This window comes from Pseudomonas sp. NFR02 (assembly GCF_900119375.1).
Taxonomy (GTDB): Bacteria; Pseudomonadota; Gammaproteobacteria; order Pseudomonadales; family Pseudomonadaceae; genus Aquipseudomonas; species Aquipseudomonas paracarnis.
The window spans coordinates 66,809-80,667 of sequence record NZ_FPJJ01000004.1; the positions used below are offsets into that span (position 1 = coordinate 66,809).

Consider the following 13,859-nt stretch of genomic DNA (forward strand, 5'->3'; position numbering starts at 1 on the left):
TCTGGTTGAGACTGTGTGAAGTTTCTGAAAAATCCCCATGTCGTCCTGGCTCGCTACTGCATGTTGTACCCTCTGGTCCTCATTCCAAACCCAGGTCGATCCTCATGCAGTGCCTGCGTTTCACCTTGCTGTTTTGCACGTTGCTCGTTGCACCGTCTGCCTTCGCCGCCACCGTACTGGAAAATGCCTTGTGGCGCGTCGAACTCGACCCCGCCACCCTGGCGCTGCGCGTGACACCCGCAGGCCAGGCTTCGGTGCAGGCATCCAGCGGTGTGGCCGCGCATGCCGTCAGCCAATTGCAGAACACGCCTGATCAAGCCACTTGGCAATGGGACAACGGCGCCTATCGCCTGACCGCCCGCCTGCAACAGCGCGACCTGGCCTTGACCATCAACGCCCGCGAGCCCGGTGAGCTGGCCCTGCTGCGTCAGCCTGCCGAGGCCATGGGGCGAGGGTTGATCTGGCCCTTGGCCGAGGGGCATTACGTGCCTGCCGGCAATGCCATCTGGAAGACGTTTCTGCTGGAGCGGGGCGAGTTCAATACCACCCAGGACCTGAGCCTGCCGCTGTGGGGCGTGGATCACGGTGGCTTCACCTTGAGCTGGCTGTTGACCAACCCCTACAACAACCGCCTGCAATGGCAAGCCGACGGCAACGGCCTGGCCCTCTGCGCGGCCCATGAATTCACCTCGCTGGCGCCTGATGCGCCAATGACGCTGCGGCTGTACCTAGGCGATGCCGACCCATTGGCTGGTGCCAAGCGCTACCGCCAGTGGCTGGTGGAGCAGGGCCGCTATGAGCCGTTGGCAGACAAGCTGCGGCAAACACCCGAAGCCCAGAAACTGCTGGGCGCCAGCCATGTGTACCTCTGGGACAACGGCCTGCTGGCTTTGGGCGATGTGCGTGATTGGCCAAGACTGATCCAACGGCTGCGCAGCCATGAACTCAAGAGCCTGATGGACAAAGAGAGCGCACAGCTGCTGGCGCAGTCCGCTGCACTGAATCGCTATGAACAAACCGTGCTCCTGCGCGGCCTCAACGCGGCGATCAACACCAAGGCCCGGCAGGCCTGGCAAGTGCAAGAGCCAGACATGACCCGCCTTGCCGCCCGTTATGGTGAGCTGCGCAGTGAACTGGCCGTGGACTTTGCGGGAGCCTTGAGTGACAGCCCGCAGACCTGGGGCAGTAGCACCATTCAAACCCTGCGCGACGCCGGGCTGCAGCGTCTGCTGCTGACCTTGGGCGAAGGTTGGGAGGGTGGCCTCTGGCATCCCGAAGCGATTCGCGCGGGGGTGGAAGCCGGTTTTCTGATGGCGCCTTACGACTCCTACGAAACGGCCCTGTCCGCCACGGAAAACCCCGATTGGACCACTGCCCACCTGGGCGCCAAGGCCTACCGCGACTGCGCGATCGTGTTGAAAGACGGCAAGCTGAAAACCGGTTTCCAGAAGTCCGGCCACTACACGGATCCACGTTGTGTGCGGCCGCTGCTGGAGGCACGGGTGAAGGCAGTACACGCCAAGGCTGGCTTCAATGCCTGGTTTCTCGATGCCTACGCCACCAGCATGTTGTTCGACAGCTATCGCAGCAACGCCAGCATGACTCAGGCACAAAACGCCGAAGGCAATATCGATGCTTCCCGCTGGATCAACACCGTGTCGAAGCTGGTCACAGGCTCCGAAGACGGCAACGCGATCACTGCCCAAGGCATCCTGTTTGCCCACGGCATGCAGACCCCGGTGATCGGCTGGGGTGACCGCGAGATGACCCAGGACCCGCAGTCGCCGTACTTCGTAGGCAACTGGTACCCCACGGAGCAACCGGCGGTGTTCTTCAAATCGGTGCCGTTGAAGGAGCCGTTTCGCACGCTGTATTTCGAACCGACGATGCGCGTGCCGTTGTATCAGGCGGTGTTCCACGGCTCGGTGATCACCACCCATCATTGGCTGTTCGACAGCCTCAAACTGAGCAATGTGCAGGGCGACAATGAGCTGACCCAACTGCTCTACAACGTGCCGCCGCTGTACCACCTCAGTGCGGCGACGCTCAAGGCGCGGCTGCCGATTATTCAGCGCCAGGACCGCTTTTTCCGGCCGTTGCACCAGCGCCTGGCAACCCAGGAAATGACGGATTTCCGCTGGCTGACGGTGGACAAGCAGCTGCAGCAAACCACCTTCGCAGACGGGACGCGGCTGGTGGCGAATTTCTCGGCGGTGGATAAACAAGGGTATGCCGGGCGCAGTGTGACGGTGCTTGTGGAGGGGGAGGAGCCGGTGGTGTATCAGGTGAATTAGTGGCGTCTGTGAGGTCTTCGCGAGCAAGCCCGCTCCCACAGGGGAATGCATTCCAAAATGTGGGAGCGGGCTTGCTCGCGAAGGCGTCAGCCCGAACAACACAGCACTAAACTTTACGCCACACACTCGCCAACCAAGGCTGCTGTTCCCGCGGCAACCCGGCCGGCCGGTAGTAGTGCTCCAACTCTTCAAACCCGGCTGCGGTCAGCAAGGCCCGCCAGGCCTGCAGATCGTGATAAGAGCCATACCGCGGCCCATTCCAGCCCTCCTGGTTCTCGCCCCGAGGGTTCGAGCTGAACAGCACGCCCCCAGGCTTCAACGCGCCGTGCAGCTCTTTGAGCACTCGGGGCAACTCCTGCTTGGGAATATGAAACAGCACCGCATTGGCAAACACGCCATCGAAGCGGTCGGCGGGCAGGTCCAGCTTGAGAAAGTCCTGCTGCAGCACCTCACAGCCGCTGTCTTCGCGGGCCATCTGCGCAAAACGTTCGGAGCCATCCAGGCCCACGGCGATATGCCCCATGCGCGTAAACGTCTGCAAATCCCGCCCGGGCCCGCAGCCGAAATCCAGCACGGTAAACGGCGGCGTGCCCTGGATATGCCGCAGCAGCGCGTCGATGTTCTGGCTCACATCGTGATCGCGGGTGCCTTCACGGAAGTCTTCGGCCACCTTGTTGTAATGGCCCAGGGTGGTGGAGGTGATCTGGTTGAGGTCGTCGGGTTCGAGTTTCATAGGGCTATTTCAGTGAGAACACAGCAACTATATCCGATGCCTGGGCCGCTACCACAATCTAGGCTTAACTAATCTTCGTAAATATTGTGCCAATTAGGACCGCCCTTATCACAAGGAAATAGGTAGCAAAATTGTCCTACCACCTTCCGCGTTTCAGGTGGTGGCAAAGGCCAAGGTTCAATTGGAAAAGAGATGGCGGTGGCGTTGTCTAGGACGAGTTCAGAAATTACCTCCCCTGTTATCGATGGGGTGCCTGCAGCGGTACCGCTTATAGCAACACTAAATAACAATGTGACAGACGCAAGGCTGTTCGACGTCATGAGTTTTGACATGATTTTTCCCTGAAGTTATAGGTCGTTGGCATGAAGTGGCGTTTGCTGCCTCAAGTATTAATGCACTCAGGGCAGCTCCACTGCTACCGCATCCATATCCTGGGTGCTGTTGAGGTTTACACCCCCGGCGTAGCTTCCGCTTTGAGAGAAGGTGCTCAGCCAGTTTTTTTTGCCTCCACCAATCGAAGCCAGACAATGGGTGGCCGCAGCGTTTCCACCGGTTGCAGGTGACCAGATACAGCCGGTGAGGTACTGATCAACGTCGCTGTTAAGCGCAACAGTATTGTTATCGGCAATACCGAACGCTTGTGTCGACACGGCTCCCGTCGGGGGCTGAATCAGCTGAATGCCCGCCAACCCTGCTAGGGGAATCCACGTTAAGTCGCCCACTCTACCGGTATCGTCCTGCCGTGATGCCAGCACAACCCCCGTGTTGTTGATCGCGCGTCCGGCATTTTTGGACTTGATAGAAAGGGTCAAGGTCAGAGGCGCTGTCGTCGGTGTCATCCAGGCTGCGGTCCGGACCGGGTTGGTGGCGGTATCGGGATACTCGCAGTAACCTACCGATTGCAGTGTGTTATTGATCCCTTTGACATAGCAACGATTGGCTCCAGTCGCTATGGGTAAAGAGCTTATGGTATAGGTCGTAACGTTAGCCTTAGCTACTTGGGGAATTGTGATGCCGTTGGTTCTGGGACAGTTCATGGCAATGCTGGGGTAGCCATTCGAAAGGCTGTCACTGACGCCCACTGGAACGCATTTATCGTTGTACCCAAGCAGTCCAAGCAGCGAAGAAAATACCCGCTTAGGCGTGTCATCCCCCGCGAGCCATATGACGGTAGATAGCTCCTGATTGCTGCTGATGCTCCATCCAACCATATCCCCGCGTTGATTGGACGCCATGATGATTGTCTTTACGTCCGCGGCACGCAACGGCAGCACTACCCCAGGAAGCGGCTTGAGAGGTGTCGGAGTGTTATTTGGAGTGGTGGCGTTCCAGACCACGGCGGTGTTGACATTGTTTGCGTTCTTGCAGATACCGCCGATCCAGCCGGCGTTCGAGATATTGAGGGCGCGGCAAGGCTGTTCAGCAACCAATGGCTTGAGCGCTACTTGTGAGTTCTCTGTGTTCGTATCTGCTAACCAAGGGACATTGTTGGCGCTGGCACTGGCCGGAGTGCAATTGCCCACAGCGATACCACTGTCGTTGATGCCGGAGGTTTCGCATTGTGCTCCCGCTTCATGCCCTAAGTTGGTGTAGGCGGCAGCGTTGACGGTCAAGCTGACCGCGCTCAGTAACAGGCAACCTGCAAACCCTAAAGAGTGCATTTTCATCATCAGTCCATCCTTGGTGAGAGATTCTGTTTGATTAGATACACGCAGAAAACAATCAACAACTGTCAGAGTTAACAGGTATAGGCGAGTAGTTTCAGCTTTTGCTCCGCACTCGTGACAGGGAACCTCAGGCTCCGTCTGATTCAGTTTAAAGACGTGTATTCGATGTAGTGCACTTCACTGGGTTCGTACTGTGGTATTCCGACATACCGCCCCGCGGGATTGTGGGTAAGATTCGGCCCTAATTCAAAGAGGGTTATCCATCTATGGAAGAGGAAAAACGTTCACCCGTTGGCAACGACACCGCACCGAACAAGGTAGACCAATACGCCACGAGATTGAGCAATGGGCTGTTCTGGCTCAATGAGCGGGCCTGGCCGCTGACGGTGGGGATTCTCTCGGTGGCAGGCTTGTACCTGTACCAGTACATCCAGGTCGAACAGGTACCGCTGAGTATTTTGTCGGCGTCGGCGTTCACTGCCTTGCCGGCGATGTTCGCCATGTTGGTATTTGTGATCGGCATGATGGGCGCGTCGATCCTGATCCCTACCTTCATCTTGTTCACGCGCCTGAACGGCACCGGTGTGCGCCTGAGTGATCAACTCAATCTCAGCCCGCAGTCGCCGCAAGAGACGGCCCAGCACAGGAGGTTACTGGGGCATTGGGCGGCCAGCCTGTTGGTGATGTTTGTGTTCTGGATGTCCGCCGTGTACCTGTCCGTGAACGCCGAAAGTGGGCTTTTGCTGACGCTCAGTTGGATCGTGGCGATCATGGCGGCGGTAGTGGCCTATGTCGGCATCATTATTCGTGCGCGCCCCGCCCATGTTGCTCTGCGTGAGTTGTCCGGCGAGTTCTGGCTGGCCAGTGCTGGCGCCGGGGCCATTCAAATGGTGGTCATTCTAATGGTGACGGTGCCGGTCTCCCGCGCCTTCAGCGAGTACTCCGACAGCGCCGTGTTCTTTGCGCCGTTCATGGCCGCTGAAATGGCTGTGCTGTTCCTGATCCAGGGGAGCGCCGCCTGCCTGGTGGTGCGTATGCGCGTCCAGAAAAACCCGGTGGCGTTCGCCTCGTTGGTGGCCTTTGCGCTCATCGTTTTACTCGGGCTGATCCCGGCGAGTGGGGCCAAGTTGGGCGGCCTGCCGCTGCAAGGATCCGCCTCGGGAGGGCGCGTTTGTACGCTGATGACCTGGACGGCGCAGGCCCAGGTTCCCGGCGCGCTGGTAGACGCCGACAACCCCAAGCGCAGCGTAAAACTGCGAGTGATGGCCGACTCGGATGGCAGCTATATCGTGCGGCCCTGGCAGGCCAAGGAAAAAACCATCACCTTCGTGCCCCGTGCCAGTGTTGCCCAACTGGATGAGTGCCCGTGACGTCAGCGCTTGTTCAACACCCGCGCCAACCTATCCCCACTCAGTTGGATCACCGCCACCAGCACCACAAGCAACACAATCACGGTGAGCATGATCTGCGTATCGAAGCGCTGGTAGCCATAGCGGTAGGCAATATCGCCCAGGCCACCGGCGCCGATTGCTCCGGCCATGGCCGATGAATTGATCATGGTCACCAGGGTGATCGTGAAGCCGCCGACGATGCCGGGCAACGCCTCTGGCAACAGCACATGCCAGATGATGTGCCAGCGGCGGCAACCCATGGCCTGCGCGGCTTCGATCAGGCCATGGTCGACCTCGCGCAGGCTCACTTCAGCGATGCGTGCAAAGAACGGCGTGGCGGCGATGGTCAGCGGTACCACTGCCGCCCAGACGCCATAGGTGGTGCCGACGATCAGGCGCGTGAACGGGATGAGCGCCACCATCAGGATCAGAAACGGAATGGAGCGGAACAGATTCACGAACGCTCCCAGCACGCGGTTTAGCGCCGGTGCCTGGTAGATGCCGCCCTTGTCACTGGTGACCAGGAATACCGCCAGCGGAATGCCCACCAGCAGCGCGATCAGCGATGACACCCCCACCATCAACAAGGTGTCGATGGCGCCCTGCACTAAACGATCAAACCACATAGCCCAGCACCTCCACCTGTTGTGCCCAGTTGGCCGCGCGTTTGCGCAGTTCTTCGGCGTTGTGCGGCGATCCATTCACCGCCAGCAGCAGTTGCCCCAAGGCATGCCCCTGGATGCGTTCCACGCCCCCTTGTAGTAAACGCACACGGCCGCCGAGGGCACTGAACAGTGCCGCGAGGTCTGGCTCCAGGGTGTCGCTGCCGGTGAACTGCAGGCGCAGCACCAGTGCGGCGTCGGCCGAGGCGGGCGTGGGTTGCAGGCGGCGTTGCAACTCTGGCGGCAAGCCGTGTTGCAGCGGTGCGAGCAGGGTCTTGCTGACCTCATGTTGCGGATCGCCAAACACCTGCCACACCGGGCCTTGCTCGACGATACGCCCGTGCTCCAGCACCACTACGCGGTGGCAGATGTCGCGGATCACCGCCATCTCATGGGTGATCAGCACGATGGTCAGGCCCAGGCGCTGGTTGATCTCGCGCAGCAGGCCGAGGATCGACTGGGTGGTTTCCGGGTCGAGGGCCGAGGTGGCTTCGTCGCACAGCAGAATCTCGGGGTCGTGCACCAGCGCGCGGGCGATGCCGACGCGCTGCTTTTGCCCGCCGGACAGCTGCGCCGGGTACGCCTTGTGTTTGTCTTGCAGGCCTACCAGCTCCAGCAGTTCATGCACCTTTCGCGCGCGTTGTGCCTGGGGCACACCGGCGACCTTGAGCGGCAACTCGACGTTCTGCCACACGGTCTTGGCCGACATCAGGTTGAAGTGCTGGAAGATCATGCCGATGCGTCGCCGCAGCGCCACCAGATGGTCTTCATCGAAGCTGCCGATGTCCACCTGGTCGATCAGCACCCGTCCGCTGCTGGGTTGTTCCAGGCGATTGATGGTGCGGATCAGCGATGACTTGCCGGCGCCGCTGCGGCCGATGATGCCGAACACTTCGCCCCGCTGGATCGCCAGGTCAATGCCTTGCAGCGCATGCACCGTGCCGTCATAGGTTTTGCCCAGGTTGATGAACCGCACATGGGCGCGGTTCAAGTCCGGGTGCAGTTCAGTCTGTTCCGCGTGGCTGGGCGCAGGGTCCAGGTCGCGCAATCGGGCGTTGGTAGCACTCATGGTTTAGCTTCCCAACCGACCTGATAGAGCTTGCCGAGGGACTTGTCCAAAGCTGCACGCACCACCGGCGAGTGCTGGTAGATATCGACGAACTTGATCACCCGTGGGTCGGTTTTGCTCTTGGGCTGGATGACGAACTGAATCACGTATTCCGGATGATCGAGGCCGTCGAACAGCAGTGCCGACTCGGCATCGAAGGTCTTGGACAGGCGGATGTACGCCGGGTAGCCCTGCACCAGATCGGCGTCGTCATAGGCGCGCACCAGTTGCACCGCTTCCACTTGCAGGATCTTGATGTTTTTCGGGTTGGCGATGATGTCTTCTTCTGTGGCCTTGTAGCCCACGCCCGGTTTGAGGGTGATCAGCCCGGCCTTGGCCAGCAGTTGCAGGCCGCGACCGCTGTTGATCGGGTCGTTGGCAATCGCCACGCTGGCGCCTGCGGGCAGCTCGTTGAAGCTTTTGTATTTTTTCGAATACAGCCCGACGTTGTTGATGATGCCCGGCGCGTACGGCACCAGGTCAAACCCGGCGGCGGCCTTGGCGTTCTCCAGGAAGGGAATGTGCTGAAAGTAGTTCACGTCGATATCGCCGGCGGCGAGGCTGACGTTGGGCGCGATCCAGTCGGTGAACTCCACCAGTTCGACCTTCAGGCCCTGCTTGCCGGCCTCTTCTACGGCGGCTTCCAGCGGAATGGCGAAGGCGGCGGTGGTGCCGATTTTCAGCGGGGCGTCGGCGGCGAATACCGCCGAGCTGAATAAGCCGAAGGCCAGGGCCAGTGCTTTGACTGGGTTGTTTAAGAATGTCTTTTTCATAGTGGTTTTCCAGTCATAAGGTCTTAGGTAGCGAGATCGTTCCCACGCTCCGCGTGGTAATGCAGCCAGGGACGCTCCGCGTCCCCAAAGCGAACGCAGAGCGTCCAAGAGGCATTCCCACGCGGAGCGTGGGAACGATCAAACAACGTGGCGGTAGGTAGAGCCGGTGTGTTGTTTGGGTAAGCGAGCCGTGTCGTGGAAGACTTTTTCCCGCAGCGTTCCCTGCGCATATTCCGTCTTGTACGAGCCCCGTCGTTGTAGCTCCGGTATCACCAGCTCAATGAAATCCACATAGCTCTCCGGCGTCACAATGCGCGTCAGGTTGAAACCATCCAGCCCGGTTTCGCTGATCCAGGATTCCAGCTCATCGGCCACCTGTTCAGGCGAGCCCACCAGGGTGATATAGCGCCCGCCCAAGGCGTGCTGGTCGAGCAATTTGCGCCGGGTCCAGTCGTTGTTCTGCAGGTTCTGGGTGGCCGACTGGATCGCGTTGCTTTTGACATACTGGATCGGTTCGTCCAACGCGTACTGGGCAAAATCAATCCCGGTCGAGGCCGAGAAGTGCGCCACGCCGGCTTCCGCGCTGGCGTAGCTGAGGTACTCGGCGTGCTTGTTCCAGGCCAACGCTTCAGTGGCGCCCACAATGACGTTCAGGCCCATGAACACCTTGATGTCGTCCGGGTTGCGCCCAGCCTCCACTGCGCTGGCGCGCACCTTGTCCACCTGGCGCTTGGTCGCGGCCTTGTTCTGCCCGCTGATAAACACGCACTCGGCATGCCGCCCGGCGAACAGCAAGCCGCGCTCGGAACTGCCGGCCTGGAACAGCACCGGCGTGCGCTGGGGCGAGGGCTCGCACAGGTGGTAACCCTCCACCTGATAGAACTCGCCGTGGTGCTCTACCTTGTGCACCTTGCCCGGTTGCGCATACACCCGCGCTTGGCGATCGTTGTGCACCGCGTCGTCTTCCCAGCTGCCTTCCCAGAGCTTGTACAACACCTGCAGGTATTCATCGGCCTGGTCGTAGCGCCGGTCATGCTCGACCTGTTCGGTAAGGCCCATGGCCTTGGCGGCGCTGTCGAGGTAGCCGGTGACAATGTTCCAACCCACCCGGCCACGGCTCAGGTGATCCAGCGTCGACATGCGCCGGGCGAACAGGTACGGCGGCTCATAGGTGAGGTTGGCGGTAAGGCCGAAGCCAAGGTGCTGGGTGACGGCGGCCATGGCCGACACCAGCAGCAACGGGTCGTTGACCGGTAACTGGATCGACTCCTGGAGCGGCACGTCGATGGAGTCCTGATACACGTCATACACGCCGACGATATCAGCGATGAACAAACCGTCGAACAACCCGCGCTCCAGGATCTTCGCCAGTTCAGTCCAGTATTCGAGGGTCTTGTACTCGGTCGAGTTGTCCCGTGGATGAGTCCACAAACCGTGATTGATGTGCCCGATGCAGTTCATGTTGAAAGCATTGAGCAGGATCTTTTTTTTGCTCATCAGATGGTCCCCCGCAGCGGCGGGTTTTCATCGTTGAGGTAGTAGTTGCCAACCGCATGGTATTTCCAGCGCACCGGGTCGTGCAGGGTGTGCACCCGGGCGTTGCGCCAGTGGCGGTCCAGGCCGTGTTCGGCCAGGGTCGCCTGGCTGCCGGCCAGTTCGAACAGGGTGCTGCCGGCCGCCAGGGAGATCTCGGTGCTCAGGGCGCGCACTTCGGCGACGGCGATGGAGGCTGCGGCGACGGTCTGGGCATTGCTGTCGGCCTGGGCGCGGTCGAGGAATTCACCCGAGCGTTCCAGCAAGGCTTCGGCGGCGTGCAGGCGGCTGCTCAGGTGGCCGAAGCTCTTGAGTGTCAGCGGGTCTTCGGTGGCCTTGTCGTTGCCGGCGTCGATCCACGGGCGGGTCTTGGTGCGCACAAAATGCAAGGCATCCTCAAAGGCTGCGCGGGCGATGCCGGTGTCGATGGCTGCGTGAAGGATCTGCGCCAGCGGGCCGACAGTAGTCGGGCGTTCGAAGGCGCTCTGGAACGGCACCACGTCTTGCGCCGCGACCCACACGTTGTCGAACACTACCGAGCCGCTGCCGGTGGTGCGCTGGCCGAAGCCGCTCCAGTCATCGATCACCGTCAGCCCCTCGCTGTCACGCGGTATGAAGGCCAGTTGCTGCACGCCGTTTTCATCCACCACCGAGGTGGGGATGCGCTGGGCGTAGATCGCGCCGGTGGCGTAGAACTTGCGCCCGTTGATGCGAAAACCATCGCCGTCGCGGGTGAGGCTGGTAATGCGGTCGTGTGCGGTCTTGGTGCCCAGCTCCGCCAAGGCGTTGCCAAAGCGTTGGCCAGCCAATACCTCGGCGTACAGGCGTTGCTGCTGTTCGAGGCTGCCGTTCACCCGCAGTACTTCGAGGGCATAGAAATGGTTTTGCGGAATCTGGCCCAACGAGCCATCGGCCTGGGCGATCAGTGCGATGACCTTGGCCAGGGTGACGTTGGACACGCCCGCGCCACCGTAGGCCTTGGGCACGCTGATGCCCCACAGGCCAGAGCGGGAAAACCCGTCCAGCTCGGGCAGCGGCAGGCGGCGTTCGCGGTCGCGTTGGGCGCTGTCGCGGCGCAAGTCTTCAGCAAGATCGCTGGCGACAATAAGCGCTTGTTCGTCGCTGGTGATGACCGCGACGGGGTGAGAAAGGGTCATGAGTTTCTCCAGAAGCTCGTGGAAAAAGTGTTCTGGTTGGTTAAATCCACGAATGACGAGCCGGCAAGGTGCCGTTGAGCCGATAGGCGCCGATGGCGTGGTACTTCCAGCGCACCGGATCGTGCAGGGTGTGAACCCGGGCGTTGCGCCAGTGACGGTCAAGGTTGAATTCGGCCAGGGTGGCGCGGCTGCCCGCCAGTTCGAAGAGCTTCTCGGTGACTTGTAACGCCACTTCGGTGGTCAGCACCTTGGCTTCGGCCACGGCAATCGAGGCGTGGGCGGCGGATTGCGCGGTGATCGGCGCGGCGCTGACCTGGTCAAGCACCTGGCCTGCCTTGCGCAGCAGGGCTTCGGCGGCGTGCAGTTCGATCTTCAGCTTGCCGATATCGGCGATCACATACAGGTCGTCGCTGGCTCGCTCGACCTTGGCGTCGATCCACGGGCGCGAACGCTCACGCACGAAGGCGATGGCATCGTCGAGGGCGCCCCGGGCGATGCCGGCGTCGATGGCGGCCTGGATCAGTTGCGACACGGCCCCTTGGATATTCGGGCTTTCGCCCAGGCGCCAGTTGTCGATGACCAGGTCCGGGTCCACCGCTACGCGATCAAGCAGCACGGTGCCGCTGGCGGTGGTACGTTGGCCAAAGCCGGACCAGTCATCAACGATGCGCAGCCCTTCGCTGCCGCGACGTACAAAAGCCATGACCTGCTTGCCGTCATCGTTCAGGGCCTTGATTGCCACCCAGTGAGCGAACAGGGCGCCTGTGGAGTAGAACTTCTGGCCGCTGAGCACGTAACCGTCGCCTTCGGCCGTGAGGCGCGCCTTGAGCTCCAGAGTATTTTTGGTGCCGCGTTCCGGGCCGCCGTTGCCGATGCGCCAGCCGTCGAGCACGCTCTGGAACAGCTGCTTTTTCTGACGCTCGGTGGCGGTGCCCTGCAATACGTGCAAGATGCCGAAATGGTTCTGCGGGATCTGCCCGAGTGCCGGGTCGGCCGCGCTGATGATCGCGAAGACTTCGGCCAGGGTCACAAACGACACCTGGGGGCCGCCGTATTCGCGGGGAATGGAAATACTGCCCAAGCCGCTGCGGGTGAACTGTTCGAGCTGCGCCCAGGGCAGTTTGCGTTGCTGGTCGCGCTGGGCGGCCTGCGCACGCGCAGCCTGGGCCAGCTCGTGGGCGGCGCTCAGCGCCTGGGCGTCGTTGCGCAGCACCGTGGCGGGCAACAGCAGGGGAGCTACGTCCACATCACTCTGGGGGGATGTTAGAGCCAAGTTAGACATCAGCGCCGCTCCTTGGCTGCACGCAATGCCCTGGCGTTGCGCACCGGGGTAATTCTGACCATACCGACCTCGCATTCAATGAAATAACAGAAAAATCAGGAATGTCCGGTGGTCCGGTGCATATACCCTAAGCGTGTTAATTATTTAAATAAACTAACTTTTAGGAATATGCATAGAAGGGCTGTCACCCCGGTTCACAGGGTGAACCGAAGCGACGCGGTTGATAGCCTGGCGCGGGCGAGGCTGGGCGGGGCGGTGTGCAGGCGGCGATGCGCAGCGTGCGGGCGGGCGCCCAGCGGGAGTTGTTACCCACGCGATCGAGAATGCAGTAGGTGACCTCCAACCGGCAGTCGTCGCCGGCTTCGACAATCACGTGGGGCGGCACCCACACCTGCACCGCCAGGCCGACGCTTTGAGCCTGAATGCGGGGCAGGTCCAGGCGTACATCGCCCCAGCGCAAGGTGATGGCATCGCCCGTGCTCATGTTCAGGTAAGGCTCGATGGTCAGCGGAATACCGCGCCTTACCTGGCTGCTGTTGACGCCATGGCGGCGGATCGTCTCGGGCAGGTTCACGGGCGCCAGGTTCTGGTTTTCATCGCCGCCTTCAGGGTTCAGGCGCGGCGAAGGCTGACCGCCGGGGTAGTTGGTCTTGACCCGCACCAGGGTCACCGCCGAGCGCATCGGGCCATGGCCGATCTGCAAGACCTGGTAGTGGACGCGTGCCGGTCCGTCCTGCACAAAACTCTGCGGTACGCACAGGTGGGTGCACGTGCCGATCTTGCACGCCGTCACCTTGCGCGAGGCGGCGAAGCAGTTGTTCCAGAACAGTTCGATCAGGTCGCCTTCTTCCATGCTCGGGTAGGGTGAAATGTCGACTTGCAAGTGGGCGGAGGCCAGGGCGCTGATGCCGTTTCCAATAGCCTGGGGCAGCCTTGGGGCACGGAGCGTGGCCGAGGTTTGAGCGTGTGTCATAAGTAATCTCCTTGGTGCAGCCAGCAGCAATCGTTCCGAAACCTCGACGAACAGGCGCAAGGGGGGTCGAAAGGCACGATTCAGTCAGTAGCCGGGATAGGATCCAATCCTCAAGGCGCTAGATAAGAGGGTTGGCCAGGGAGCGTCAATGGAGGCAAAGGGCTAAACGGTGGGTTTGGCGAGATTCAGACGGGTCTGACGGGGAGGGGGATTTCAAGAGGCAGGCGGCGGGGTCTTTTACGGGGTGGAATGGCGACTCCCTGTAGGGCCTCGCTTATGTGGGAGC

At 61.0% G+C, this 13,859-nt stretch carries 11 protein-coding genes; 2 read left to right on the forward strand and 9 right to left on the reverse strand.

The annotated features are described in order from the left end of the window. Positions 1-104: 104 nt before the first annotated feature. Positions 105-2,294, forward strand: a complete 2,190-nt coding sequence (locus BT199_RS13765; RefSeq protein WP_072434708.1) for a glycoside hydrolase — start codon at positions 105-107, stop codon at positions 2,292-2,294. A 106-nt stretch (positions 2,295-2,400) separates the two neighbouring features. Here the strand turns inward: BT199_RS13765 and BT199_RS13770 are convergent, their stop codons facing one another. Beyond that, positions 2,401-3,027 carry a class I SAM-dependent methyltransferase gene (locus BT199_RS13770; RefSeq protein ID WP_072434709.1) on the reverse strand — a complete coding sequence of 209 codons (627 nt, stop codon included), beginning with the start codon at positions 3,025-3,027 and terminating at the stop codon, positions 2,401-2,403. Positions 3,028-3,425: 398 nt separating this feature from the next. Continuing rightward, positions 3,426-4,697: a hypothetical protein gene (locus BT199_RS13775; RefSeq protein ID WP_072434710.1), complete on the reverse strand. Its 1,272-nt coding sequence runs from the start codon at positions 4,695-4,697 to the stop codon at positions 3,426-3,428. A gap of 263 nt (positions 4,698-4,960) precedes the next feature. Between BT199_RS13775 and BT199_RS13780 the strand changes: the two genes are divergently transcribed. Then, the gene (locus BT199_RS13780) at positions 4,961-6,064 is read left to right on the forward strand and encodes a hypothetical protein (protein ID WP_072434711.1); all 1,104 of its coding nucleotides are present in this window, start codon (positions 4,961-4,963) and stop codon (positions 6,062-6,064) included. 2 nt (positions 6,065-6,066) lie between these two features. Here BT199_RS13780 and BT199_RS13785 read toward each other — a convergent pair whose 3' ends face one another. The 7 genes from BT199_RS13785 to BT199_RS13815 form a co-directional block, all read right to left on the reverse strand. Continuing rightward, positions 6,067-6,711, reverse strand: a complete 645-nt coding sequence (locus tag BT199_RS13785; protein WP_003187635.1) for a methionine ABC transporter permease — start codon at positions 6,709-6,711, stop codon at positions 6,067-6,069. Then, positions 6,701-7,816 (reverse strand): methionine ABC transporter ATP-binding protein, encoded by a 1,116-nt coding sequence (locus tag BT199_RS13790; RefSeq protein ID WP_072434712.1) that lies wholly within the window; start codon positions 7,814-7,816, stop codon positions 6,701-6,703. Before BT199_RS13790 ends, BT199_RS13785 begins: the two co-directional genes overlap by 11 nt. Beyond that, positions 7,813-8,628: a MetQ/NlpA family ABC transporter substrate-binding protein gene (locus BT199_RS13795; RefSeq protein ID WP_019819873.1), complete on the reverse strand. Its 816-nt coding sequence runs from the start codon at positions 8,626-8,628 to the stop codon at positions 7,813-7,815. The genes BT199_RS13790 and BT199_RS13795 overlap by 4 nt, the downstream gene beginning before the upstream one ends. Positions 8,629-8,766: 138 nt before the next feature. After that, positions 8,767-10,125 (reverse strand): LLM class flavin-dependent oxidoreductase, encoded by a 1,359-nt coding sequence (locus tag BT199_RS13800; RefSeq protein WP_072434713.1) that lies wholly within the window; start codon positions 10,123-10,125, stop codon positions 8,767-8,769. Continuing rightward, positions 10,125-11,318 carry an SfnB family sulfur acquisition oxidoreductase gene (locus tag BT199_RS13805; protein ID WP_072434714.1) on the reverse strand — a complete coding sequence of 398 codons (1,194 nt, stop codon included), beginning with the start codon at positions 11,316-11,318 and terminating at the stop codon, positions 10,125-10,127. Before BT199_RS13805 ends, BT199_RS13800 begins: the two co-directional genes overlap by 1 nt. Positions 11,319-11,358: 40 nt before the next feature. Then, on the reverse strand, positions 11,359-12,600 hold the full coding sequence (locus tag BT199_RS13810) for an SfnB family sulfur acquisition oxidoreductase (protein ID WP_019819871.1): 1,242 nt from the start codon (positions 12,598-12,600) through the stop codon (positions 11,359-11,361). 184 nt (positions 12,601-12,784) lie between these two features. After that, positions 12,785-13,573, reverse strand: coding sequence for a hypothetical protein (locus BT199_RS13815; RefSeq protein WP_060767880.1), 789 nt, complete (start codon positions 13,571-13,573; stop codon positions 12,785-12,787). Positions 13,574-13,859 lie beyond the last annotated feature (286 nt).

What these genes read in the sequence shown, in the direction of transcription:
- BT199_RS13770 (WP_072434709.1), bottom strand. Translation starts at nt 3,027, where the DNA reads ATGAAACTCGAACCCGACGACCTCAACCAGATCACCTCCACCACCCTG.
- BT199_RS13790 (WP_072434712.1), bottom strand. Translation starts at nt 7,816, where the DNA reads ATGAGTGCTACCAACGCCCGATTGCGCGACCTGGACCCTGCGCCCAGC.
- BT199_RS13815 (WP_060767880.1), bottom strand. Translation starts at nt 13,573, where the DNA reads ATGACACACGCTCAAACCTCGGCCACGCTCCGTGCCCCAAGGCTGCCC.
- BT199_RS13800 (WP_072434713.1), bottom strand. Translation starts at nt 10,125, where the DNA reads ATGAGCAAAAAAAAGATCCTGCTCAATGCTTTCAACATGAACTGCATC.
- BT199_RS13810 (WP_019819871.1), bottom strand. Translation starts at nt 12,600, where the DNA reads ATGTCTAACTTGGCTCTAACATCCCCCCAGAGTGATGTGGACGTAGCT.
- BT199_RS13775 (WP_072434710.1), bottom strand. Translation starts at nt 4,697, where the DNA reads ATGATGAAAATGCACTCTTTAGGGTTTGCAGGTTGCCTGTTACTGAGC.
- BT199_RS13805 (WP_072434714.1), bottom strand. Translation starts at nt 11,318, where the DNA reads ATGACCCTTTCTCACCCCGTCGCGGTCATCACCAGCGACGAACAAGCG.
- BT199_RS13780 (WP_072434711.1), top strand. Translation starts at nt 4,961, where the DNA reads ATGGAAGAGGAAAAACGTTCACCCGTTGGCAACGACACCGCACCGAAC.
- BT199_RS13785 (WP_003187635.1), bottom strand. Translation starts at nt 6,711, where the DNA reads ATGTGGTTTGATCGTTTAGTGCAGGGCGCCATCGACACCTTGTTGATG.
- BT199_RS13765 (WP_072434708.1), top strand. Translation starts at nt 105, where the DNA reads ATGCAGTGCCTGCGTTTCACCTTGCTGTTTTGCACGTTGCTCGTTGCA.
- BT199_RS13795 (WP_019819873.1), bottom strand. Translation starts at nt 8,628, where the DNA reads ATGAAAAAGACATTCTTAAACAACCCAGTCAAAGCACTGGCCCTGGCC.